Here is a 22,913-nt window from a genome sequence, read left to right as displayed (position 1 = left end):
TACATACGATAAGGTGAGCTAGAGTATAATTCGTGCATATTGAAAGATAAATATTGAATTTGATCACTAGCAATCAATATAAGATAAGTCGAGAATCGTAATGTGGAACCCAAATTCAATCATCTTTTGTTTTTACCTTATTTTTTCAATACTTGCTCTCTGGGGAATTATTGAAGCTTGGGTTCATCAATCACGTACTGAAACGATTCATCCATTTAAAGCTTTTGTTCACTTACTTGCTTTTTATCTATCTTATCTTCTTATTCCACTTTGGTTCTTTAATTTATATGCTGGTTGGATAGGTTATTACTCAATTCATGAAACCATTTTTATCTTTTTATTAAGCGGTATTCTCATTTACGCACGTTTTATAGAGCCACATATGGTGCGTATCGATGTTCACCAATATCGTTTAAACCCAGATCGCCGTTTTGCTAAACCTGTAAAAGTCGCTTTAATTGCAGACTTACATATAGGCCTATTCTCTGGGCATGAGCGTCAACTCAAAATCATTGTGAAAAAGCTTAATGAACAACAGCCAGACTTAGTAGTTGTGGCAGGAGACTGGACTTATGAGCCAGAAGATAAGCTAGTACAGGAACTGAGTGTACTTAAAGATATTAAAGCTCCAGTTTATTCAGTTCCAGGGAACCATGACGAGCAATATCCGGGTCCGCCTATTCAACAATTATTAAAAGATGCACTTCACTTCAATGATGTAATGGATATTGAAGGAAAAATTGTTGAGTTTGATGAGTTTCGTTTAATCGGGATTGGTGACTTATGGGCAGGGAAAACCGATATGCGTTCAATGCCAGACTTACCTCAAGATAAACCATGGTTAATTCTTTCCCATAACCCCGATACGGTAGATATGGTTCCTAAATTACCTAATCGCCCTTTAATGTTGTCAGGTCATACACATGGAGGGCAGGTCGAACTTCCGTGGGTAACCAACTATATTATGAAAAAAGTATCAATTTTAGGCCATAAACGTGGTTTCTATTCGCATGAACATGCCGATGTATTTGTTACCGTAGGAACAGGTATGGTTGGAATACCATTAAGATTTCGTGTACCACCTACTATTGATATTATTGAACTTGTATAAAACAAAAAAGCCAATCACAAAGGATTGGCTTTTTTATAATGGAAAATTTAAGGAATAATTACGATAGCAACACGACGATTAATTGCTCGATTTTCATTGGTTGTATTCGGTACATACGGTTGAGTTGAACCACGTCCAATAACGTAAATATTTTCCTTTTTAAAACCGTGAGTCAAGAAAAGGTTCGCAACACTTTGTGCACGTTCTTCAGATAACTTCTGGTTGTATTCAGGATTACCTACATCGTCAGTGTGACCAACGATTTTTAATTTATTCAAATCATATTTATTTAATTGATTTGCTAAACGTGTAAGCTCTGCTTCATGACTTTGTTTTAATGTTGCGTCATTAAAATCAAATAATAAGCGTTCTGGTAAACCTAGAGTCCAGCCTTCATTAGTAAGTACAAACCCCTCTTTTTTTAGCATTTTTACTTGACGATATTTCAAAGGACCAAAACTCAAGCAGCCTGCAAGCGCAATGCACAGCAATGCAATAAAGGAGAGTTTCAAAGATCTTGTATTCATAAATTAGCCTAAATTTAATTCTCTGGTTTATAAATAAACCAATGTTGCTCAGAAGTCTTAGCCTTATACATCGCTTGATCTGCTTGCATAATAAAATCTTCTGGACTAGACGCAAATTGGGATAAAGCAATCCCTACACTAAAACTGAAATAAATCGTTTGATCATTTAGATGCAAAGGTTCTTTACAGCTTTCGAGTAAATTTTCAGCAATAGATATTAAATGATCGGCATGCGTAATGGAATGCAAAATAACCGCAAATTCATCACCGCCTAAACGGGCAATAAAATCTTGATGACGTAAACGCGTTTGTAACCTTTTCGCCATCTCTTTTAAAACCTCATCACCAGCTAAATGTCCGAACTGATCATTAATTGATTTGAAGTTATTGTTATCTATAAACAATAAGGCTGACTTATTATCAAAATCCTTATCTTCAAACATATCTAATAGTATTTGATAAAAATAATGTCTATTCGGTAGTAGGGTCAGCTGGTCATGATGAGCTTGAAACGATAATTTACGATTTTCCTTTTGCAGCTGATTATCCCAAATTTGAATTTCTTCAAGTAACTCATTAAAAACTGTATTTAGATCTTGAAACTCTTTAATTCGGTTATAAGGAAAACGAAGGTTATAAGCTTTTTGTTCACTCACGATTTGAGCAATATTTGTGAGTGGGTAAATCGCTTGCATAATTTGACGATAAGTCAAATTCACTGACCACCACAATGCACAAACAATAAATAGCATCGCAATAGCAAGGCCGACCATAATCATCTTTAAAAATTGCAATATTTTTTCAGAGCTACCAAAAAGGGTGAGTTCACCTACATTCTGTTGATGATGATAAATCGTTAAATGTACCGGCTCATTTAAAAACCAGTGATCAAACCATTTCTCTAACACTGAAGTTTGACTCGACAACTTAAAACTTTGAGCAATCAGGTGATGTTCAGAGTCATAAATATGAATCGCTCGAATAGAGTGATCATTTGTGTATTCATTTAAGATTTGTTCGATCGTGATCTTATCGTTAAACACAACGGCAGGCTGAATACGCTCAAGAAGAGTATGGCTAAGTAATTGCAAATTTTGTTTTGCATAAGTTTCCATCGTAAAAACGGAAATTGATACAAATGTAAAAGAGCAAATAAAGAAAGTTATAGCAAAGATTGTAAATTGAGACTTTCTAAAAAGTGCATGTAGCGAAGTGGATTGATACAACTTAGATATCATAATCCTTACTCCGCGTTCTTAGCCAAGAGTAAAACCCTTGGATCAATATGGACCTTGGAATGGCTTAATGCATCTAAGTTAACTTTAAAAGTGGTGTAATTATTTTGATTATATAAACAAAAGATACTACCAACTTCACATTCTGGATTATTAATACTTAAAGAAAGCAAAGAACGATATGGATAATTCTGAATTAAGTTTTGTTGCTGCTGAGGTGGTGTAGTAGAGAAATAAACAGCCTGGCAATGCGATTTAGAAAAATCTTTAGCATTAACGGTTTGTACACGATAATTATAAGATAATTGTTGAATATAAGACTGGAAGGTAGAAGTAATTGATGCATTATCAATTACACAAAGAGTAGGCGTGCTTACATTCTCCCATTTGCTATAACTTAAAATAGATAAAGTGAGCACATAAAAGTTATGTTTTGAATTGGCATAAGCAGGCCCACTCGTAGCAAACACTACAAGTATGCAAAATAATACTTTCTTAGCGGAGTGCCACATGGTGAGTTAATGCCAAATCAATTGCACGAATAATCTATTCTACATGAAGTTGAATAACTAAAAAAAGTTTAATATCTCATCTAATATCCAGTGAAAAGCCTAAAAAATGTACGCTTGATATGAAATGCTAGAAAAAGGGGTTGCAAAGGGAGAGAGATGGTCTATAATGCACATCCATCGGCGGTGATGCAGATAGAAACTTGTTGAAAAACAGTTACTTGTGATTAGATTGGTTGCTTTAAGCGATGAGTTTGATGGTAAGTTGGTTTAGAGACTAAGTTTTAAAAATATCGAAATTACCTGTTGACTTTTAAGAGATTAAGAGTAATATAGCCGACCTAGCTTGCTGGTGACGAACCAGTAAGAAGATCATTAAGAGAATTGAAGAACAACTTGTGTGGATTTTTACTGATTGATTAATCGAAATAATTTTCATTGATTGATTGGTTTAAATTACTCGAAGTTTATTTGAGCGAAATTTAAGTCAGTAATTGATGAGCCAGAATTGGTACCTTGTCTATAAATAAGGTACAAAATGATTTTAACTGAAGAGTTTGATCATGGCTCAGATTGAACGCTGGCGGCAGGCTTAACACATGCAAGTCGAGCGGGGGAAGGTAGCTTGCTACCGGACCTAGCGGCGGACGGGTGAGTAATGCTTAGGAATCTGCCTATTAGTGGGGGACAACATCTCGAAAGGGATGCTAATACCGCATACGTCCTACGGGAGAAAGCAGGGGATCTTCGGACCTTGCGCTAATAGATGAGCCTAAGTCGGATTAGCTAGTTGGTGGGGTAAAGGCCTACCAAGGCGACGATCTGTAGCGGGTCTGAGAGGATGATCCGCCACACTGGGACTGAGACACGGCCCAGACTCCTACGGGAGGCAGCAGTGGGGAATATTGGACAATGGGGGGAACCCTGATCCAGCCATGCCGCGTGTGTGAAGAAGGCCTTATGGTTGTAAAGCACTTTAAGCGAGGAGGAGGCTACTTTAGTTAATACCTAGAGATAGTGGACGTTACTCGCAGAATAAGCACCGGCTAACTCTGTGCCAGCAGCCGCGGTAATACAGAGGGTGCGAGCGTTAATCGGATTTACTGGGCGTAAAGCGTGCGTAGGCGGCTTATTAAGTCGGATGTGAAATCCCCGAGCTTAACTTGGGAATTGCATTCGATACTGGTGAGCTAGAGTATGGGAGAGGATGGTAGAATTCCAGGTGTAGCGGTGAAATGCGTAGAGATCTGGAGGAATACCGATGGCGAAGGCAGCCATCTGGCCTAATACTGACGCTGAGGTACGAAAGCATGGGGAGCAAACAGGATTAGATACCCTGGTAGTCCATGCCGTAAACGATGTCTACTAGCCGTTGGGGCCTTTGAGGCTTTAGTGGCGCAGCTAACGCGATAAGTAGACCGCCTGGGGAGTACGGTCGCAAGACTAAAACTCAAATGAATTGACGGGGGCCCGCACAAGCGGTGGAGCATGTGGTTTAATTCGATGCAACGCGAAGAACCTTACCTGGCCTTGACATACTAGAAACTTTCCAGAGATGGATTGGTGCCTTCGGGAATCTAGATACAGGTGCTGCATGGCTGTCGTCAGCTCGTGTCGTGAGATGTTGGGTTAAGTCCCGCAACGAGCGCAACCCTTTTCCTTACTTGCCAGCATTTCGGATGGGAACTTTAAGGATACTGCCAGTGACAAACTGGAGGAAGGCGGGGACGACGTCAAGTCATCATGGCCCTTACGGCCAGGGCTACACACGTGCTACAATGGTCGGTACAAAGGGTTGCTACACAGCGATGTGATGCTAATCTCAAAAAGCCGATCGTAGTCCGGATTGGAGTCTGCAACTCGACTCCATGAAGTCGGAATCGCTAGTAATCGCGGATCAGAATGCCGCGGTGAATACGTTCCCGGGCCTTGTACACACCGCCCGTCACACCATGGGAGTTTGTTGCACCAGAAGTAGCTAGCCTAACTGCAAAGAGGGCGGTTACCACGGTGTGGCCGATGACTGGGGTGAAGTCGTAACAAGGTAGCCGTAGGGGAACCTGCGGCTGGATCACCTCCTTAACGAAAGATTGACGATTGGTAAGAATCCACAACAAGTTGTTCTTCATAGATGTATCTGAGGGTCTGTAGCTCAGTTGGTTAGAGCACACGCTTGATAAGCGTGGGGTCACAAGTTCAAGTCTTGTCAGACCCACCATGACTTTGACTGGTTGAAGTTATAGATAAAAGATACATGATTGATGATGTAAGCTGGGGACTTAGCTTAGTTGGTAGAGCGCCTGCTTTGCACGCAGGAGGTCAGGAGTTCGACTCTCCTAGTCTCCACCAGAACTTAAGATAAGTTCGGATTACAGAAATTAGTAAATAAAGATTAAGATCTTGGTTTATTAACTTCTGTGATTTCATTATCACGGTAATTAGTGTGATCTGACGAAGACACATTAACTCATTAACAGATTGGCAAAATTGAGTCTGAAATAAATTGTTCACTCAAGAGTTTAGGTTAAGCGATTAATCTAGATGAATTGAGAACTAGCAAATTAACTGAATCAAGCGTTTTGGTATGTGAATTTAGATTGAAGCTGTACGGTGCTTAAGTGCACAGTGCTCTAAACTGAAATGTTGAAGTTACTAACTTGTAGGTAACATCGACTGTTTGGGGTTGTATAGTCAAGTAATTAAGTGCATGTGGTGGATGCCTTGGCAGTCAGAGGCGATGAAAGACGTGATAGCCTGCGAAAAGCTCCGGGGAGGCGGCAAATATCCTTTGATCCGGAGATGTCTGAATGGGGGAACCCACCTACTTTAAGGTAGGTATTGCAACATGAATACATAGTGTTGCAAGGCGAACGAGGGGAAGTGAAACATCTCAGTACCCTTAGGAAAAGAAATCAATTGAGATTCCCTCAGTAGCGGCGAGCGAACGGGGATCAGCCCATTAAGTTATGTGTGTTTTAGTGGAACGCTCTGGGAAGTGCGAACGTAGAGGGTGATATTCCCGTACACGAAAGGGCACACATAATGATGACGAGTAGGGCGAGGCACGTGAAACCTTGTCTGAATATGGGGGGACCATCCTCCAAGGCTAAATACTCCTGACTGACCGATAGTGAACCAGTACCGTGAGGGAAAGGCGAAAAGAACCCCTGTGAGGGGAGTGAAATAGATCCTGAAACCGCATGCATACAAGCAGTGGGAGCACCTTCGTGGTGTGACTGCGTACCTTTTGTATAATGGGTCAGCGACTTATATTCAGTAGCGAGGTTAACCGTATAGGGGAGCCGTAGAGAAATCGAGTCTTAATAGGGCGTTTAGTTGCTGGGTATAGACCCGAAACCAGGCGATCTATCCATGAGCAGGTTGAAGGTTGGGTAACACTAACTGGAGGACCGAACCCACTGTCGTTGAAAAGCCAGGGGATGACTTGTGGATAGGGGTGAAAGGCTAATCAAGCCTGGTGATAGCTGGTTCTCCCCGAAAGCTATTTAGGTAGCGCCTCGGACGAATACCATAGGGGGTAGAGCACTGTTTCGGCTAGGGGGTCATCCCGACTTACCAAACCGATGCAAACTCCGAATACCTATGAGTACTATCCGGGAGACAGACTGCGGGTGCTAACGTCCGTAGTCAAGAGGAAAACAATCCAGACCGCCAGCTAAGGCCCCAAAATCATAGTTAAGTGGGAAACGATGTGGGAAGGCATAGACAGCTAGGAGGTTGGCTTAGAAGCAGCCACCCTTTAAAGAAAGCGTAATAGCTCACTAGTCGAGTCGGCCTGCGCGGAAGATGTAACGGGGCTAAAACTATGTGCCGAAGCTGCGGATGTATACTTTGTATACGTGGTAGGGGAGCGTTCTGTAAGCCGATGAAGGTGTGTTGAGAAGCATGCTGGAGGTATCAGAAGTGCGAATGCTGACGTGAGTAACGACAAAACGGGTGAAAAACCCGTTCGCCGAAAGACCAAGGGTTCCAGTCCAACGTTAATCGGGGCTGGGTGAGTCGACCCCTAAGGCGAGGCCGAAAGGCGTAGTCGATGGGAAAATGGTTAATATTCCATTACTTCTGTGTAATGCGATGAGAGGACGGAGAAGGCTAAATCAGCCTGGCGTTGGTTGTCCAGGTGAAAGGAAGTAGGCATGTATCTTAGGCAAATCCGGGGTACTCTATGCTGAGATCTGATAGCAAGCTGTACTTGTACAGCGAAGTGGTTGATGCCATGCTTCCAGGAAAAGTCTCTAAGCTTCAGTTACACAGGAATCGTACCCGAAACCGACACAGGTGGTCAGGTCGAGTAGACCAAGGCGCTTGAGAGAACTCTGCTGAAGGAACTAGGCAAAATGGTACCGTAACTTCGGGAGAAGGTACGCTGTTGTTGGTGATGGAACTCGCTTCCTGAGCTGACGACAGCCGCAGAAACCAGGCCGCTGCAACTGTTTATTAAAAACATAGCACTCTGCAAACACGAAAGTGGACGTATAGGGTGTGATGCCTGCCCGGTGCTGGAAGGTTAATTGATGGGGTTAGCGTAAGCGAAGCTCTTGATCGAAGCCCCAGTAAACGGCGGCCGTAACTATAACGGTCCTAAGGTAGCGAAATTCCTTGTCGGGTAAGTTCCGACCTGCACGAATGGCATAATGATGGCGGCGCTGTCTCCAGCAGAGGCTCAGTGAAATCGAAATCGCTGTGAAGATGCAGTGTACCCGCGGCTAGACGGAAAGACCCCGTGAACCTTTACTGCAGCTTGACACTGAACTTTGACCTTACTTGTGTAGGATAGGTGGGAGGCTTTGAAGCTGGAACGCTAGTTCCAGTGGAGCCGTCCTTGAAATACCACCCTGGTAATGTTGAGGTTCTAACTCTGTCCCGTGATCCGGGACGAGGACCGTGTCTGGTGGGTAGTTTGACTGGGGCGGTCTCCTCCTAAAGAGTAACGGAGGAGTACGAAGGTGCGCTCAGCGTGGTCGGAAATCACGCGTAGAGTATAAAGGCAAAAGCGCGCTTAACTGCGAGACCCACAAGTCGAGCAGGTACGAAAGTAGGTCTTAGTGATCCGGTGGTTCTGTATGGAAGGGCCATCGCTCAACGGATAAAAGGTACTCTGGGGATAACAGGCTGATACCGCCCAAGAGTTCATATCGACGGCGGTGTTTGGCACCTCGATGTCGGCTCATCTCATCCTGGGGCTGAAGCAGGTCCCAAGGGTATGGCTGTTCGCCATTTAAAGAGGTACGCGAGCTGGGTTTAGAACGTCGTGAGACAGTTCGGTCCCTATCTACCGTGGGCGCTGGAAATTTGAGAGGATCTGCTCCTAGTACGAGAGGACCAGAGTGGACGAACCTCTGGTGTACCGGTTGTGACGCCAGTCGCATCGCCGGGTAGCTATGTTCGGAAGGGATAACCGCTGAAAGCATCTAAGCGGGAAGCCTACCTCAAGATAAGATTTCCCTAGGACTTTATGTCCTCTAAAGAGCCGTTCGAGACTAGGACGTTGATAGGTTGGATGTGGAAGCATAGTGATATGTGAAGCTGACCAATACTAATTGCTCGTGAGGCTTGACTATACAACACCCAAGCAGTTGTATATGAAGCATCAATCGATTCTTAAATATGCAAGACAACTTGATTTAGTTATACCTCTAGCTAAAATGAACAGATAAAGTAAGATTCAATCAGCCCAGTCTGTTACAGATTTGGAAAACGCTTCGGCATTAAATAAGACCCAGGCAAGTATCCATAAACAGTTGTGCTGGCGACCATAGCAAGAGTGAACCACCTGATCCCTTCCCGAACTCAGAAGTGAAACCTCTTAGCGCTGATGGTAGTGTGGGATTACCCATGTGAGAGTAAGTCATCGCCAGCTCATTATTCTAAACACCCCAATCTCAAAAGAGGTTGGGGTGTTTTTTTATATGGGAAAGGGGTAAAAGTGGCTAGGTAATAAAAATAAACTGTGTATTATCTAACTGAACAAACTTAGCCTCAATCAAGCAAAAATAATGTAGCACTCAACAGAAGAAGGCTTCTTGAAGTATAAAGAGCTAACTTTGCAAGAAAGCTCTCTTTTAATAATAATTATTTCAACTGCCTGCGAGCATGTTTAAGGGCAGTACGCAGGCCTTCTTCTAGTGTTGGATGATAAAAAGGTTTCTCTAAAATATCATTTAAAGTTAGTTCTTCTCCAATAATCCAGCTTAATAGATGAGCCATATGTTCTGTAGCTTCGGTAAATAACTCTGCACCAAGCAATTTCTGACTTTCTCGCTCTATATAAACTTCAATAGCACCCTTATTTTTCCCGAGTACGATAGCTCTTCCTTGTCTTTCATAAGATGCTTCACCTGTAACAAAATCTACTCCATTATCTTTAAGTTGTTTATAACTTTGTCCCACAATTGCCATTTCTGGATGACTAAATACAATTCCTAATGGAGTAAGTGTCTTAACTGCGTTTACCTGTGGATAATTTAAACAGTTATAAACAACTTTTTTACCTTCATGGGCAGCTTCATGTTGTAAAGGCGTAGAAGTGTATGCATCACCAGCAATAAAAATTGGATAGTTATCTAGTTGTTTAGTTTTTGCATTTACAGGTAGTAATTTAATATCTTTAAAAGACTTATCAATATTTTCTAACTTTAGCGTGTCAAGTAAGCTCGAACGACCTGTTGCAGATAACACATACTCAGTTTGGATAGATTCCTCTTTTTCATCAATTTTATAATTCAATATAACGCCATCAGAAGTAGACTTAACCTCATGAGGCAATGTCTCGAATAAAAAATTTAACTCTTTACTCAGTTCTTCTTGAGCTAGCTGTTGTAGCTTAGGACTAGTAAATATCCCGATTCTTTTACTACGAGCAAATATAGTGGTTTCTACACCCACACGATGCATGGCTTGGGCAATCTCTAAGGCAATTACTCCACTTCCAATAATAGCGATAGACTTGGGTAGGGTGTTTAATTCAAATATTTGATCTGTAGTAATAAGACGATCACCTAATTCTTGTTTCCAAGTTTGATCATAATTAGGTGTAGAGCCTACTGCTAAAATAAAACTTTTTGACTGATACCGTTTACCATTTACTTCAATAGTTTTTGCATCAATAAAATGAGCTTTACCCGAAATTTTATGTTCAGTGGGCCATTGTTCGACATCTTTTAATGTGGCCTTAGTAAAACGATCACGTAAGGTTCTCACATGCTCCATAACCTGATCAGTACTAATATCTGCTGAAGCACTCAGCCCAACCTCTTGAGCATTTTGTATATCATACATACGGTTTGCAGTAGAGATTAAGACTTTACTTGGCATACACCCTACACGTGCGCAAGTGGTATCCCAAGGGCCATCATTTATAATTAAAAGATTATTAGTGTATTTTACTGCTTCTTTATAAGCGCTAATACCAGCCGTACCCGCGCCAATGATAATAAGATCGAACATTATGAATCCTAATAACTATAAATTTTTCGTATAATAAGTTACATAATAAAACACAATGTAATTTATGTTTACAGAGTGCATCCAATATGATTACACTAATAATATAAATAATTAAAAAATCTTATACCTTTAGGAAAGATTGGGGAAATGAAAAGTATGTATAAAAAACAACTTACCTTGAAGTTGTCGGCTATTGCTGTATCAATTATGTTAGCAAGTTGTGGCGGGGGAGGTGATGGTTATTACCAGAATGGTTCATCAAATAGTAATAATCCTTCATCTGGAAGTAATAATAGCGGATCTCAGCAAGCGACTGCTACAGCTTTAAAGATAGAACTAGATAAATTATCAGTTGCTGCAACGAATGATACTTTAACTGTTACTGTTAGAGCTTTAGATAAGGATAAAGGCGGTGTTGCTGGTGCTAATGTCACTTTGGAATTAGATGATCCAACAAATAACGTATCTATAGAAGGCGTATCTACTCAAACTACTGATGCGGCAGGTAATGCTATATACATTATAAAAACACCAAAAACATCGAGTTCGATAAATGAGTTGGTGAAAAATGGTTTTAAATGTAAGCGTCCGCTGAATCCCATACCTATTTTTTAATTCGATTTAGGTTTCCAGCAGTGCGGCAGTAACTCTTCAATCTGGGTCACTTTATGTGTCGGTAACCTTTTCAGCACATCACTTAAATAGGCATACGGATCCAGCCCATTCAGCTTTGCTGACTGGATTAAAGTCATGATGTTTGCCGCTCGCTGACCACTGCGCAGCGAACCTGCAAACAGCCAGTTCTTGCGCCCCAACGCCCAGGGACGCATCTGATTCTCTACCCAATTGTTGCATATCGGTAGATTGCCATCATCCAGATAGCGGCTTAAGGCTGGCCAACGCTTCAGAGTGTAATTGATGGCCTTGGCGGTGGGAGAACTCGATGGCACTGTCAGATGATGTTGGTTGAGCCATTCATATAGTTGTTGCATCACTGGTTGACTATGCTGTTGTCGGTATTCGCGGCGGTCTTCCGCTGTACCATCGGTCTTTTTCCTGAGTTCTGCTTCTATCGCATACAGTTTCTGAATCAGCACCAATGCCTGTTCAGCGACCTGACTTTTCCCGGTCACATGCAGTTCATGGAATTTACGACGTGCATGGGCCATGCAGCCGACCTCTATGACCTGGCCTGATTTAAAGCGTGCTTTATAACCACTGTAATCATCACAGACTAGATTGCCCTGCCAGCCTTTCAAGAACTCTGCAGCATGCTGGCCTGAACGACTATCCTGAAAGTCATAGATCACCGCCTGAACTGGATTGTACTGTGTGGTGGCATAGGCCCAGACATAACCTTTCTTCGGTTTTTTCTCATTCTCACCCATCCGCATGATGGTGACCGGTGTTTCATCTGCATGCAGCACCCGCTGTTGCAGCACCACCTCTTTTAAGGCATTGGCCAGAGGTTCCAGTTCTACACCGCAGCGACCTATCCAGTCAGATAAAGTTGATCTAGAAAGTTCGATTCCCGCCCGCTGATAGATCAGACGTTGACGGTACAGCGGCAAATGATCGGCATACTTCGATACCAGCACATGGCTGAGCAATTCAGGTGAAGCAATGCCTTTATCAATCACATAGGCGGGCATCGCTTGCTGAGTCAGAGTGTCACACTGATCACAGACCCATTTACCACGCACATGCTGTTCCTTATAGAACTGTGCCGGTCTGAAATGCAGTTTCTCACTGACATCTTCGCCGATACGACGGAGTTGGCATCCACAAGTGCATTGGGTTGATGCAGGTTCATGCTCAATACGGATGGTGTGTAGATGATCTGGCAGTGGTCGACGTTTAGGTTTATTGGTTTTGGCTTTCTGTTGTTAGCGGCAATGTAAAAATGACCCCCCAACAGCATTTGAAAATTGACCCCCTTGGTTAATATAGTGGTCTTTTTGGACTGCTCAACATGTTAACTTTGGAGCAAGCAGTGACAATCCAAATACTTCATCAACAAGGTCAATCTATTAAGGCAATTAGCCGCGAACTCGGTATTTCTAGAAATACTGTGCGTAAATATTTACGATCTCAAGTAACACCTAAATATCAACGAACACAATCTAAAGTGAGTATTCTTGAGCCTTATAAACCGTATTTAATCAAACGTGTAAATGCCGCCGATCCAGAATGGATACCGGCTGCAGTGTTGTATCAAGAAATCTTGCAAAAAGGCTACACGGGGAAAATTAGAACACTACAAAATTATCTCAATACATTAAAGCCAACTAAACAACCAGAGCCGATTAAGCGATTTGAGACTCAACCAGGTCAACAAATGCAGGTTGATTTCACAAAAATTCGACGTCATCACACCACATTAAAAGCATTTGTTGCAACTTTGGGATACTCTAGAGCAACCTTTGTTAAGTTTTATGATCATGAACGTTCTGATGCATGGATTGATGGCTTAGAAAGTGCTTTTCAGTTCTTTGGTGGTGTTCCTAAAGATGTATTATTTGATAATGCTAAGGCCATTATGATTGAACGTGATGCTTATCAAGATGGTCAACATCGCTGGAATGCTAAATTACTTGATTGTGCTAAGAAATATAACTTCCGACCACGTGTTTGTAAGCCATATCGTGCGCAAACAAAAGGTAAAGTAGAACGCTTTAATAGTTATTTGAAATCAAGTTTTATCGTGCCATTAAAAGCAAGTTTAAAGGTGGTTGACCTTAGCTTAGATGTTGATATGGCAAATGCCTATATTGGTCGATGGCTTAGTGAAACAGCAAATCAACGCATTCATGCAACAACTAAAGAAAAACCAAGTACTCGTTTGCTTGAAGAACAACAATATTTTTCTTCATTACCTTTATTTAATGATGGTTCTAAAAAATCTGTAATTGATGATGTTAGCCCATCATCACTCATACCTCATGAGAGTGTTCAACACCCCTTATCAATCTATGATGAATTACTGGAGGTTTCTTAATGAATTTACAGTATGAGCGTATTGAACAGCTTTGCCGTCAGCTTGGTCTACAAACAGTGGCATCACAATGGTCACATCATGCACAACAAACCTTAGCAAAGGATGGCAGTTATGCAGATTTCGTTGAAGCTATGCTATTACATGAATACACAGCCAAGCAGCAACGTAGTCAACAGATTCTTTTACAACTTTCAGGTCTTACTCAAATCAAAACGTTGGAGGCTTATGATTTTAATTATGCTTTAGGTGCTCCAAAGTCGCAGTTGCTTGAACTATTTAATTTAAGCTTTATTCCAAGAGCTGAAAATGTTGTATTTATTGGTGCAAGTGGTGTTGGGAAAACACATCTATCAATGGCTTTAGGCTATAAGGCAATTATGAATAATATTAAGACTAAGTTTATTACTGCAGCTGATTTAATGTTGCAACTTAGCCTAGCTTATCAACAAGGTAAATTAAAAAACTACATGCAACGTGTTGTACTTGCTCCAAAGTTATTGATTATCGATGAAATAGGATATTTACCATTTGGTCGTGAAGAAGCAAATTTATTTTTTAATGTTATTGCCAAGCGCTATGAAAAAGGCAGTACGATTTTGACCAGTAATTTACCATTTAGCCAGTGGTCTAAATCATTCGCAGATGATGTTACTTTGACAGCAGCAATGTTGGATCGTTTATTACATCATTGTCATGTTGTACAAATATCTGGGGAAAGTTATCGTCTAAAAGATAAAAAGAGAGTAGGAATTCAACCACAAATTGAGTCTTAATAAATCATCAAAGGGGTCAATTTTACTTTGCTGTTTTAAGGTAAAAGGGGTCAGTTTTAAATTGCCGTTGACACTGTGTCGCTGCATCGGTTTTATCTGCATTTAATCGTTCTAATTCCAGATCAACAGCAGCAATATCTTCTTCAACCGCTTCATCCCATAGGTGGATTTGTTTTGCCGTTAAGTGTTCATTCTTTTGGGCGAATTTGTGCTTTTTAAACAGCGCCAGTTCATGCTCGTATTTTTGATTGAGAATAGAAAGATGTTGAACTTTGGCATCCAATTGTTGGTTTGATTGTGCTAGAGACTGATGCTGCATCGCCAACTGTCTGGTGAATTCCAGCAGTTGTTCATGGGTCAGTTGGCTTAAGTCAGGCAGCGTATTCATGACCGCAGTATGCCTGAGGTCATGAAGAGAATGAAATAGAACGTTTGGAGGATGGCAGAATGGTCGAGCTTGGTTTAGAGCATATTCACCACTTGCTGCAATCCAATTCTCTGCCAGGGCAAACCTTGGATTAATGCCTGTAACTGTTCCGGGCTGAGGGCCACGGTTTCACCTTGGTGAACTTGAGCCCAGTGAAATTTACCCTGTTCCAAACGCCGGGCACACAGCCAGATGCCCAGTCCATCATGTACCAACACTTTCATACGATGACCACGTTTATTACAGAACAGGTAGGCGCAATGCGGTTTGATGTAGCCAAAGGCTCTCACCACCTGAGCCATGACAGTATCCATTCCTGCTCGCATATCCATGGGCTGGGTAGAGAGCCAAATTTCATTGATACGGATCATGTTGCCAGTGCCTTGAGTAATTCTGCCAAGGCAGGTATTTCTGATGTCTGCCATTTTAGCTGAATATCATTATTCGTATGAGGCACGGTGATACACAACGTGATCCTCTCATCAATAGGTTGGCTGATTGCAGCAGTGTAAGGCAAAGCAATAAATGCTGGATTCACATGAGTAGGATCCTGCACGGCACCCTCATGATGGCTGAAGATCCTGATCCAACGACTGACAAGGTTGGCATTAATACTATGTTGCAGTGCGACCGAAGCGATCGAGGTATTAGGATTTTTACAGGCATTGACAATACTGAGTTTGAATTCTTTGCTGTATGTTCTGCGTTTTTTAGCAACAGGAGGTGTTGCTGAATATATATCCATGTTCATGGATTAAGTCCCCACTTGTTTTTAGGTGGGAACTAAATTAAGGCTTATAGGACCGCTTGGTAAGGCTGTGTTAGCCGGATGCTTACTTTTAAATTAAAAGTCTCTACGAATAATGGTACGCTTACTCAAGAACAGACAGTGACAGTAACAGGTAGCAACAGTACTGTCGAAGCTGATACTACGAGTATTGTATTGTTTGATGCTACAAAAACCTCTCTAAATGTTAGAGGTGATCAAACAACCGTCACATTAACAGCTGTAGATGCAAATGGTGCAACTTTAGCAAACCAAGCGATTACACTTAAAGTTAGAAATTCAGTTTTAAATGGTGTCAAATTTACTCCTAATGCGACACAAACTGATGTAAATGGTCAGATCAGCTATACTTTATCTTTTAGTGAAAATCAAAGAACTTCATCATATAGTGCTGGTCAGTTCGTAACAGATGATCTTGTTTTAGAAGCAAACTTTGGCCAATCTACAAAAATTTATACTTATAAACTTGATGTGGTTAATTCTGATGTACCAGTAGCAGTCGGCGCTATTGCCGTAGCATATAATCCGACCACAATGGAAGATTCAAGTGATGGAGTCTACTACTATAAAAATATTTCAGTACAAGTGACTGATGTGGATGGTAAACCGATACCCAATCAAGATGTAGTCATGGGCGTTAATGCTCTTGCATATTATAAGGGTCGATATGGGTTTGTTGATACTTCTAATCCAACTGATGGTAAACCAGATGAATATCTTCCTGTTATTAGAACAGCCTGTACATCACCAGTCCAAGCTGTAAATGTGAATGGGGACGTTATTAATCAATTAAAGCCGCTTAAAGAAAATTCTACAGTCCAAGTTGTATCGTATATCAACAGTGCAGGTACCGCTGCAACCAATAATAAATATACAACAGATGCAAATGGACGTTTTGATCTTAAAATTCAATATCCTAAAATTTATGCATCATGGTTAACTGTTCAGTTAACGGCTAAATCTACAGTTTCGGGAAGTTTAATTAAAGGTTCTACATCCTTAACTTTAGGTTATTTAACTAAAGATGTCAGCCTTACGGATCTTAATGGCCCAAATATGGAAAGTCCATATGGAATAGATCCAAACTGTTCAAATGGTAATTAATATAAAAAGAAGCAGCCTTTGAGCTGCTTCTTTTTTAGAGTTGTGTTCCCATACTTACCCCGACAGTAGGGCGTACTTGCATAGATGAACACGCGCTGAGAATAAAGCAGCTTACTAATAACAAAATCAATTTATTCATAAAATAACTAAGAAAATAAAAAGTGACTTAACAACTTTAGCTGAAGACAGTTTGTATATCTGTTGAATTGATGCAGTTGTATATTTTTTTTTATTAAAAAAGCTCTATCTTTAAATAAAAATAGAGCTTATGAATTTATTTATTCATTTAATCATCTAACAAATCCATTTGTTTGGCTAATTGATAAAGATTGTTTGAACGGTTTCCAGTACGGCAGAACATGAGAACCGGTTTTGGAAGTTCATTATAGTGATTTGCAAAAGTACGAACATCAAGTTCAGTAATTTGGCCAGCTACAACAGGCTGATAAACATAATCTAGGCCAGCTTGGCGTGCTGCTTCTTCAATTTGAGCACTGGTTGGTTGTTCTGGACCACCTTCCATGTCAGGACGGTTATTAATAATAGATTTAAAGCCTTTTTCTACAACTTGACCCACATGTTCTGGGCCAATTTGACCTGCGAAACCAACATTCTCTGACATTTCGTCACTCCAAAATTTAATAAAACCTCTTATGCTGTATCATAGCATTAAGCTTAACCTGAGATACAAGACACTAAAACGTTGTTCCTACATAGATAAAATTTATGTAAAAGAACAGCTCTAGATTTTTAAAAGGCGATCAGGATGTTTTTTGTAAATTCATTACTTCGACCATAATGCCACGGAGCACATATGCACGCTTATACGGTTGAGCCTTTATATGTTCCATGTGATCAGGAAATGATTGCAGCTGACTTTTATATTCCAAAAACAAATAATAAATCTGCGGTAATTATCATGGCACATGGTTTTGCCGGATTGCGTCAATTCAAACTCATTCAATATGCCCAGCGTTTTGCTCAAGCTGGCTATGCGGTTATTTTATTTGATTACCGATATTGGGGTGGAAGTACAGGTAAGCCCCGAGAGATGATTTCTATCAACTCTCAACTAGAAGACTGGAAGACCATGATCCAATACGCTTCTACGTGTAAATTTATAGATAACCGAAGAATTGTATTGTGGGGAACATCCTTAAGTGGGGGATATGCTTTAAGCCTAGCTTCTGAATTAAAGAATATTCAGGCCATTATGGTACAAATTCCATATGTTGATGGTGCGGAAACAGCAAAATTATATCCACTACAGCGTTATCCCCAAGCTTTAAAGTTGTCGAGCCAAGATTATATGGGTTCAAAAATGGGCCTTAACCCTAAAAGGTTGCCTGTGGTAGATCAATATAAATTGTGCTTTATGCCAACAGCAGATAGCTATTATGGTTATTTATCGATTGTGAATCCGGATTATTACTGGAGTGGAGAAGTCCCGGCACGCGTGTTTTTTAATTTGATGCGTTATCGCCCAATTCAACTTGTACGTCAAATTAATATTCCAGTTTTATTTATTGCGGCTCAGCATGATTCTTTGATTCCAATTGAGTCTAGTCGTGAAGCTGCGACTAATATTGCTCCTTTTGTGAGTTATCATGAATGGGATATGAAACATTTTGATATCTATCACGGTTCATGGTTTGAAAAAGCAGTGACGACCCAATTAGAATTTTTACATCAGCATATAGGAGTGATGTAAATGATTATTGTATGTGCATCGTGCGGTGCAAAAAATAGAGTACCAGAGGAAAAACTTACCGCTCAACCGAGTTGTGGACAATGTCATCAGCCATTACTCCCGCTTGCGCCAATTGAGTTAAATGAACAAAACTTTAGCAACTACATCACAAATAGTGATCTGCCTATTTTGATAGATTTATGGGCAGAATGGTGCGGACCTTGTAAAATGATGGCGCCACATTTTGCACAAGTTGCAAAACAAAATCCACGTGTCATTTTTGCCAAGATTAATACCGAAGAGTCTCCTCGCTTAAGCCAAGCATTTAATGTGAGAAGTATTCCTACCCTTGTATTAATGAATAAAACCACAGAAGTTGCTCGAATGAGCGGCGCATTACGCGCGCCTGAATTGCAGCAGTGGCTAGATCAACAACTTCAAACGAATTTCGGGAGCTAAGGTGTCAGAAGCTTATACCAAACCAGAAGGAATTTTATCCTTACAAACGATTGCCATGCCAGCAGATACAAACTGGAGTGGTGATGTGTTTGGTGGGTGGATCGTGTCACAAATGGACTTGGCTGGAGCAATTCACGCGGAGCGTTTTAGTCGCGGGCGCTGTGCTACGATTTCCATTAATCAGATGACCTTTTTGGTTCCGGTAAAAGTAGGCTTTGTCATTAGTTGCTATACCAAAATCCTAAAAGTGGGTAATACCTCTATTCAAATGCAAATTGAAGTTTGGGATAGCCATGATGACTCTCGTGCCCCAATTCGTATTACTGAAGGGGTCTTTACCTTTGTTGCAGTAGATGTAAAAGGCAACAAACGTCAGATTCCTGAGGAAGCGAAACAGAAATTTCTTGCCTCTCAAGAATCGTAATAAAAAAGCCCAAATTTGAATTTGGGCTTTTTTATATCTTTATTTCTTACGCTTAGGTAACCATGCCCATAACATTTGGCATTGAATTGGTTCATTACCTGCATCATCAATGACCGTAACTGGAATAACAAGTTCACCTTTCTCATGATCAGCAATATATTTTTGCTGTTCGGTAGAGAGAGTCGCTGTTGCTGTTAAACCACCTTCAACCACTTTTAAATAATCAACATGTAATGATTTGATTAATAAAATACGGTTATCTGGAATATGTAAACCCGTTAGAAAACCTGTTGCAGTTTCTGCCAAAAGTGCCATAGCCGCAGCATGGACACCTTTAATATGGTTCTGCATATTTTTTTGATTTTCTAAACGAACCGTCACATGGTTTACATCTACTTCCAGATAGCGAATGTTTGCTGTACCCACCATTGGCACAATGCGGCCAAATGCCTTACTCCAAAGCGTACTCCGAATACCTTTAGGGAATTTTGAAGTTGCTTTTACCAGTTTTAATAGACGATTGGATTGAGACATGGGATTACCTTAATTGGGAATGTCATGCGAAGACATTAATCTTTAAAGTTATTAAATTGTAATGGCAGACCAAATTGTTGTTCACGTAAAAAAGCCATCACTTGTTGTAAAGTGTCACGCTTTTTATCAGTTACACGGATTTTGTCGCCTTGAATAGATGATTGCACTTTGATGCCACTTTCTTTAATGGCTTTATTAATTTTTTTTGCTGTATCAGAGTCAAGGCCATCTTTTAGTTTAATCACTTGTACAAAATTTTTGCCTGATGCTGTTGCTTTCTGTGGGTCAAGCGCTTGCACATCAATTTTACGTTTATAAAAGTGATTTTCTAACATGTTATAAACTTGTTCACACTGGAAATCACTTTCTGTACTGATTTTTATCTCTTTATTTTTTTCATTTAATTCGATAGAAACATCATGACCACGGAAGTCAAAACGTGTTGCAATCTCTTTTTGGGTGTTTTGTACAGCGTGATTAACTTCAAATAACTCTAATTCAGAAACAATATCGAAAGAAGGCATAGTTTAGACCTTTACAAAGTGAAAGAATATTTGAGATGCTAAGAGGGTTTTCTTCATTTGCCAAGTGTTGTTTACATCAAAGGAGTGCACAATGATCCGTAAACAAGAAATTACAACATTTGAGTTCCCAGAAAATGCTGTTATCTGGGATGTCCGTGATTCAAGTGCTTATGCAGAAGGGCATGTTAAAGGTGCGGTAAGCCGCCCAATTAATGATTTAAATGCTGATATTTTGAACCAGGTCGCTGCGGATCAGCCGATTTATATTTTATGTGGTGGTGGTAGCAAAGCTCCTCGTGCAGCTGAGAAACTAGAAGGCTTAGATGCCTCGCGTGAATATGTCGTGCTGATGGGAGGGACGCGTGCAGCTCGTGACGCAGGTTTACCTCTAGAGCAGGGCGCATAAAAAAAGCACCTTCGGGTGCTTTTTTATTGGGACCAAATTTTCTCAAGTGCACTATTGAGATTTAAAATAAGGTTTCTTAGGTTTAACTTTCTTTTGAAAACGTTGGGCATCTAATTTCTGTAATAGGCTTTTGGGAACAGGACAAGCTTCACCTAAAATTTGGGCCACTAAAACTTCACTACAAAGCGGCGCAAATAAAAAGCCCTTTGAGCCTAAACCTGCAAAAGTAAAAATACGGCTTTCATTCTGCATTTTTCCCACAACTGGAAAATAATCTGGACTTTGAGCGCGAACTGATGCTCGTCCTTGCCATTGTTCGACTGGCGGTAATTGTTTTGCATAATGAGGAAAAACGCTGTGGATTAATTCAAAGTTATGCACATGGTCATCAAGCAGTACTTCTTGATCGTCTCGGTTTGGGTAGAAAGAAGCCCCTAGAATAAGTTCAGACGTATTCAGTTGCATACAATAACCGCCATAGCTATAGGCTTCGTTTAAAGGTAAGGTTGCAAAAGAATTATCAACCCAGCTCACCTGTCCACGTATAGGTTTTAATAGCGGATAATTTTCAAATAAAGCAACACTTTCTCTGGCGCAGCACACCACGACATGATCAGCTTCTAAAGTAGTTTCATTACCACTTTTTAATTGAACTTTATTTTCAAAAGAATCAAGTGTCGTAATATTGGCAATTTTCAGTTCAATACTTGGATGTTGCAAAATTTCATCACGTAATTGGTGCGGAGAAACTGCTCCAGCTTCGGTCAATAAAATATGTGGATAGTCTGATTCAAGTGAGCTTGTTTGCCGCGTGACAATATCAGCAGGATATTGATTAGTAAGATCGAGAAGATCTTGTGCATTTTTTAAAGCCATTTGCTGTATTTGAATCGGGCGAAAGGCTTGAAAATTTTTATAGAAATTTAACGCATGTTGCCAGCTTAAAGTCATGAGATGCTCATGGCTTTGTTCAATTGGGCATAGTTTCGGATTAAGTAATGCCAACGGATTGCCAGAAGCACCTGATAACGGCGCTGTACGCTCAAATAGAGTGACCTGATGCCCACGTTGAGCAAATGCCCAAGCTGTGCTTAAACCTGCAATCCCAGCGCCAATTACGGCGATACGCTGCTGAGTAAATTGGAAAGTATCGCTAACTGGTTCTAATAAAATTTCTTCACTTAAAGGTGCTTTCCAAACGGCTTTAAGCATTTCCCTTTTATGTCCAAAACCGCGAGGACGAGAAATATCGATTCCGTGAGCCTTTAGTCCACGTTTGAGGACACCAGCTACACTAAATGAGGCAAAGGTAGTGCCATAGTTGGAAAGCCGAACAATATTATTTAAAACATTTTGTTCCCACATGTCCGGATTACAAGAAGGCGCAAAACCATCCAGAAACCAAGCATTCACTGCCTTCGTTTTTACCATACTTGGAAAAATATCTTGTGCATCTCCTAACCATAGGTCGATGCTGAAGCGCTCTTCTGGAAAACTTAAACGATGGCAGCCTGCAAGAGGTAAGGGATATTGCTCAATAAGTTGTTTGGAAAGCGGTTTAAGTTCATCCCATACATTTAAAGCACGAATGAGATCAGCTTTGCTTAAAGGAAACTTTTCGACGCTAATTGCATGTAAATGACTGTGGTTATTTGGACGAACTTGTTGCCATAGTTGCCAGAGCGCAAGAATATTTAAACCAGTGCCGAACCCGGTTTCTCCTACACTGAAATATTCAAAATCTTGTAAATTGGCTAATCGTTCTGATAGGTCATTGCCATTTAAAAATACATGCCGTGTTTCAAGCAGACCATTATCTTTAGAAAAATAGACATCACCAAATTGTTTGGAAATGGGAACTTCAATACCATCAATAGATTCCCAATCCAGCTCAGCAGTTTGTATACGGTTTGATTTGTTCATTCGGTTTAATAAGTC

17 protein-coding genes, 2 tRNA genes, 3 rRNA genes and 4 pseudogenes are annotated in these 22,913 nt (G+C 40.7%); 14 read left to right on the top strand and 12 right to left on the bottom strand.

Annotated elements, in window-relative coordinates:
* Positions 1-100: 100 nt before the first annotated feature.
* Positions 101-1,111 carry a metallophosphoesterase gene (locus EGS71_RS10035; RefSeq protein WP_000267330.1) on the top strand — a complete coding sequence of 337 codons (1,011 nt, stop codon included), beginning with the start codon at positions 101-103 and terminating at the stop codon, positions 1,109-1,111.
* A gap of 47 nt (positions 1,112-1,158) precedes the next feature.
* Here the strand turns inward: EGS71_RS10035 and EGS71_RS10030 are convergent, their stop codons facing one another.
* From EGS71_RS10030 to EGS71_RS10020, 3 genes are read right to left on the bottom strand one after another with little or no spacing between them, the layout of a single operon-like run.
* Positions 1,159-1,638 carry an OmpA family protein gene (locus tag EGS71_RS10030; protein WP_001097560.1) on the bottom strand — a complete coding sequence of 160 codons (480 nt, stop codon included), beginning with the start codon at positions 1,636-1,638 and terminating at the stop codon, positions 1,159-1,161.
* Between the two features lie 14 nt (positions 1,639-1,652).
* The gene (locus tag EGS71_RS10025; protein WP_002014284.1) at positions 1,653-2,876 is read right to left on the bottom strand and encodes a diguanylate cyclase domain-containing protein; all 1,224 of its coding nucleotides are present in this window, start codon (positions 2,874-2,876) and stop codon (positions 1,653-1,655) included.
* A gap of 5 nt (positions 2,877-2,881) precedes the next feature.
* Positions 2,882-3,385: a YfiR family protein gene (locus EGS71_RS10020; RefSeq protein WP_001985194.1), complete on the bottom strand. Its 504-nt coding sequence runs from the start codon at positions 3,383-3,385 to the stop codon at positions 2,882-2,884.
* A 542-nt stretch (positions 3,386-3,927) separates the two neighbouring features.
* Here EGS71_RS10020 and EGS71_RS10015 point away from each other — a divergent pair.
* From EGS71_RS10015 to rrf, 5 genes are all read left to right on the top strand, one after another.
* A 16S ribosomal RNA gene (locus EGS71_RS10015) occupies positions 3,928-5,464 on the top strand.
* Between the two features lie 59 nt (positions 5,465-5,523).
* A tRNA-Ile gene (locus EGS71_RS10010) sits at positions 5,524-5,600 on the top strand.
* A gap of 55 nt (positions 5,601-5,655) precedes the next feature.
* Positions 5,656-5,731 (top strand) — tRNA-Ala (locus tag EGS71_RS10005).
* A 340-nt stretch (positions 5,732-6,071) separates the two neighbouring features.
* Positions 6,072-8,964, top strand: a 23S ribosomal RNA gene (locus EGS71_RS10000).
* Positions 8,965-9,148: 184 nt separating this feature from the next.
* Positions 9,149-9,263, top strand: a 5S ribosomal RNA gene (gene rrf / locus EGS71_RS09995).
* Together the 16S, 23S and 5S rRNA genes with 2 tRNA genes alongside form the textbook arrangement of a ribosomal RNA operon.
* Before the next feature lie 212 nt (positions 9,264-9,475).
* Here the strand turns inward: rrf and EGS71_RS09990 are convergent.
* A complete protein-coding gene (locus EGS71_RS09990) occupies positions 9,476-10,849 on the bottom strand; it encodes a dihydrolipoyl dehydrogenase (RefSeq protein ID WP_000459903.1) in 1,374 nt (457 codons plus the stop codon).
* A gap of 147 nt (positions 10,850-10,996) precedes the next feature.
* On the opposite strand from EGS71_RS09990, the pseudogene EGS71_RS09985 reads away from it, so the two are divergent.
* Positions 10,997-11,446, top strand: a pseudogene (locus EGS71_RS09985) (hypothetical protein); the annotation flags it as partial.
* 14 nt (positions 11,447-11,460) lie between these two features.
* On the opposite strand, the pseudogene EGS71_RS09980 reads toward EGS71_RS09985, so the two are convergent.
* Positions 11,461-12,732 (bottom strand): annotated as a pseudogene (locus EGS71_RS09980) (IS66-like element ISAba25 family transposase); the annotation flags it as partial.
* 89 nt (positions 12,733-12,821) lie between these two features.
* Here EGS71_RS09980 and istA point away from each other — a divergent pair.
* Together istA and istB are read left to right on the top strand one after the other, a co-directional pair.
* On the top strand, positions 12,822-13,847 hold the full coding sequence (istA, locus tag EGS71_RS09975; protein ID WP_002009888.1) for an IS21-like element ISEc57 family transposase: 1,026 nt from the start codon (positions 12,822-12,824) through the stop codon (positions 13,845-13,847).
* Positions 13,847-14,620, top strand: a complete 774-nt coding sequence (gene istB, locus EGS71_RS09970) for an IS21-like element ISEc57 family helper ATPase IstB (RefSeq protein ID WP_001053381.1) — start codon at positions 13,847-13,849, stop codon at positions 14,618-14,620. Before istA ends, istB begins: the two co-directional genes overlap by 1 nt.
* 73 nt (positions 14,621-14,693) lie before the next feature.
* On the opposite strand, the pseudogene EGS71_RS09960 reads toward istB, so the two are convergent.
* The 3 genes and pseudogenes from EGS71_RS09960 to EGS71_RS09950 all read right to left on the bottom strand — a co-directional run.
* Positions 14,694-15,008 (bottom strand): annotated as a pseudogene (locus EGS71_RS09960) (IS66 family transposase); the annotation flags it as partial.
* Positions 15,009-15,082: 74 nt separating this feature from the next.
* Positions 15,083-15,418, bottom strand: coding sequence for an IS66 family insertion sequence element accessory protein TnpB (gene tnpB / locus EGS71_RS09955; protein WP_000619347.1), 336 nt, complete (start codon positions 15,416-15,418; stop codon positions 15,083-15,085).
* Positions 15,415-15,798, bottom strand: coding sequence for a transposase (locus EGS71_RS09950; RefSeq protein ID WP_001055589.1), 384 nt, complete (start codon positions 15,796-15,798; stop codon positions 15,415-15,417). The genes tnpB and EGS71_RS09950 overlap by 4 nt, the downstream gene beginning before the upstream one ends.
* Positions 15,799-15,885: 87 nt before the next feature.
* Between EGS71_RS09950 and EGS71_RS09945 the strand changes: the two are divergent.
* Positions 15,886-16,938 (top strand): annotated as a pseudogene (locus EGS71_RS09945) (hypothetical protein); the annotation flags it as partial.
* Between the two features lie 286 nt (positions 16,939-17,224).
* Here EGS71_RS09945 and EGS71_RS09940 read toward each other — a convergent pair.
* Positions 17,225-17,560, bottom strand: a complete 336-nt coding sequence (locus tag EGS71_RS09940; protein WP_001293924.1) for a TIGR01244 family sulfur transferase — start codon at positions 17,558-17,560, stop codon at positions 17,225-17,227.
* Positions 17,561-17,752: 192 nt separating this feature from the next.
* Here EGS71_RS09940 and EGS71_RS09935 point away from each other — a divergent pair, with 192 nt between their 5' ends.
* Genes EGS71_RS09935 through EGS71_RS09925 form a run of 3 tightly spaced genes read left to right on the top strand, consistent with a single transcriptional unit; the run spans position 17,753 to position 19,511 of the window.
* Positions 17,753-18,649, top strand: a complete 897-nt coding sequence (locus EGS71_RS09935) for an alpha/beta hydrolase (protein ID WP_000543478.1) — start codon at positions 17,753-17,755, stop codon at positions 18,647-18,649.
* Positions 18,650-19,087 (top strand): thioredoxin TrxC, encoded by a 438-nt coding sequence (gene trxC / locus EGS71_RS09930; RefSeq protein WP_000587649.1) that lies wholly within the window; start codon positions 18,650-18,652, stop codon positions 19,085-19,087.
* A 1-nt stretch (position 19,088) separates the two neighbouring features.
* Positions 19,089-19,511, top strand: a complete 423-nt coding sequence (locus EGS71_RS09925) for an acyl-CoA thioesterase (protein ID WP_001287657.1) — start codon at positions 19,089-19,091, stop codon at positions 19,509-19,511.
* 39 nt (positions 19,512-19,550) lie between these two features.
* Here the strand turns inward: EGS71_RS09925 and EGS71_RS09920 are convergent, their stop codons facing one another.
* Together EGS71_RS09920 and EGS71_RS09915 are read right to left on the bottom strand one after the other, a co-directional pair.
* Positions 19,551-20,045 (bottom strand): DUF4442 domain-containing protein, encoded by a 495-nt coding sequence (locus tag EGS71_RS09920; RefSeq protein WP_000083571.1) that lies wholly within the window; start codon positions 20,043-20,045, stop codon positions 19,551-19,553.
* Between the two features lie 35 nt (positions 20,046-20,080).
* The gene (locus EGS71_RS09915) at positions 20,081-20,569 is read right to left on the bottom strand and encodes a YajQ family cyclic di-GMP-binding protein (RefSeq protein ID WP_001138893.1); all 489 of its coding nucleotides are present in this window, start codon (positions 20,567-20,569) and stop codon (positions 20,081-20,083) included.
* A 91-nt stretch (positions 20,570-20,660) separates the two neighbouring features.
* Here EGS71_RS09915 and EGS71_RS09910 point away from each other — a divergent pair, with 91 nt between their 5' ends.
* Positions 20,661-20,975: a rhodanese-like domain-containing protein gene (locus EGS71_RS09910; protein WP_000619820.1), complete on the top strand. Its 315-nt coding sequence runs from the start codon at positions 20,661-20,663 to the stop codon at positions 20,973-20,975.
* Positions 20,976-21,026: 51 nt separating this feature from the next.
* On the opposite strand, the gene mnmC is transcribed toward EGS71_RS09910, so the two are convergent.
* A complete protein-coding gene (mnmC, locus tag EGS71_RS09905) occupies positions 21,027-22,898 on the bottom strand; it encodes an FAD-dependent 5-carboxymethylaminomethyl-2-thiouridine(34) oxidoreductase MnmC (RefSeq protein WP_001043526.1) in 1,872 nt (623 codons plus the stop codon).
* Positions 22,899-22,913: the final 15 nt, after the last annotated feature.

This window comes from Acinetobacter sp. FDAARGOS_559, assembly GCF_003940475.1.
Taxonomy (GTDB): domain Bacteria; phylum Pseudomonadota; class Gammaproteobacteria; order Pseudomonadales; family Moraxellaceae; genus Acinetobacter; species Acinetobacter baumannii.
Note: the sequence above shows the minus strand (reverse complement) of the source record. Positions and strands in the feature narration are given on the sequence as shown.

What these genes read in the sequence shown, in the direction of transcription:
- EGS71_RS10035 (WP_000267330.1), top strand. Translation starts at nt 101, where the DNA reads ATGTGGAACCCAAATTCAATCATCTTTTGTTTTTACCTTATTTTTTCA.
- EGS71_RS09920 (WP_000083571.1), bottom strand. Translation starts at nt 20,045, where the DNA reads ATGTCTCAATCCAATCGTCTATTAAAACTGGTAAAAGCAACTTCAAAA.
- EGS71_RS10020 (WP_001985194.1), bottom strand. Translation starts at nt 3,385, where the DNA reads ATGTGGCACTCCGCTAAGAAAGTATTATTTTGCATACTTGTAGTGTTT.
- istB (WP_001053381.1), top strand. Translation starts at nt 13,847, where the DNA reads ATGAATTTACAGTATGAGCGTATTGAACAGCTTTGCCGTCAGCTTGGT.
- EGS71_RS09950 (WP_001055589.1), bottom strand. Translation starts at nt 15,798, where the DNA reads ATGAACATGGATATATATTCAGCAACACCTCCTGTTGCTAAAAAACGC.
- EGS71_RS10025 (WP_002014284.1), bottom strand. Translation starts at nt 2,876, where the DNA reads ATGATATCTAAGTTGTATCAATCCACTTCGCTACATGCACTTTTTAGA.
- EGS71_RS09940 (WP_001293924.1), bottom strand. Translation starts at nt 17,560, where the DNA reads ATGTCAGAGAATGTTGGTTTCGCAGGTCAAATTGGCCCAGAACATGTG.
- EGS71_RS09915 (WP_001138893.1), bottom strand. Translation starts at nt 20,569, where the DNA reads ATGCCTTCTTTCGATATTGTTTCTGAATTAGAGTTATTTGAAGTTAAT.
- EGS71_RS09935 (WP_000543478.1), top strand. Translation starts at nt 17,753, where the DNA reads ATGCACGCTTATACGGTTGAGCCTTTATATGTTCCATGTGATCAGGAA.
- mnmC (WP_001043526.1), bottom strand. Translation starts at nt 22,898, where the DNA reads ATGAACAAATCAAACCGTATACAAACTGCTGAGCTGGATTGGGAATCT.
- EGS71_RS10030 (WP_001097560.1), bottom strand. Translation starts at nt 1,638, where the DNA reads ATGAATACAAGATCTTTGAAACTCTCCTTTATTGCATTGCTGTGCATT.
- EGS71_RS09990 (WP_000459903.1), bottom strand. Translation starts at nt 10,849, where the DNA reads ATGTTCGATCTTATTATCATTGGCGCGGGTACGGCTGGTATTAGCGCT.
- EGS71_RS09910 (WP_000619820.1), top strand. Translation starts at nt 20,661, where the DNA reads ATGATCCGTAAACAAGAAATTACAACATTTGAGTTCCCAGAAAATGCT.
- istA (WP_002009888.1), top strand. Translation starts at nt 12,822, where the DNA reads ATGTTAACTTTGGAGCAAGCAGTGACAATCCAAATACTTCATCAACAA.
- tnpB (WP_000619347.1), bottom strand. Translation starts at nt 15,418, where the DNA reads ATGATCCGTATCAATGAAATTTGGCTCTCTACCCAGCCCATGGATATG.
- trxC (WP_000587649.1), top strand. Translation starts at nt 18,650, where the DNA reads ATGATTATTGTATGTGCATCGTGCGGTGCAAAAAATAGAGTACCAGAG.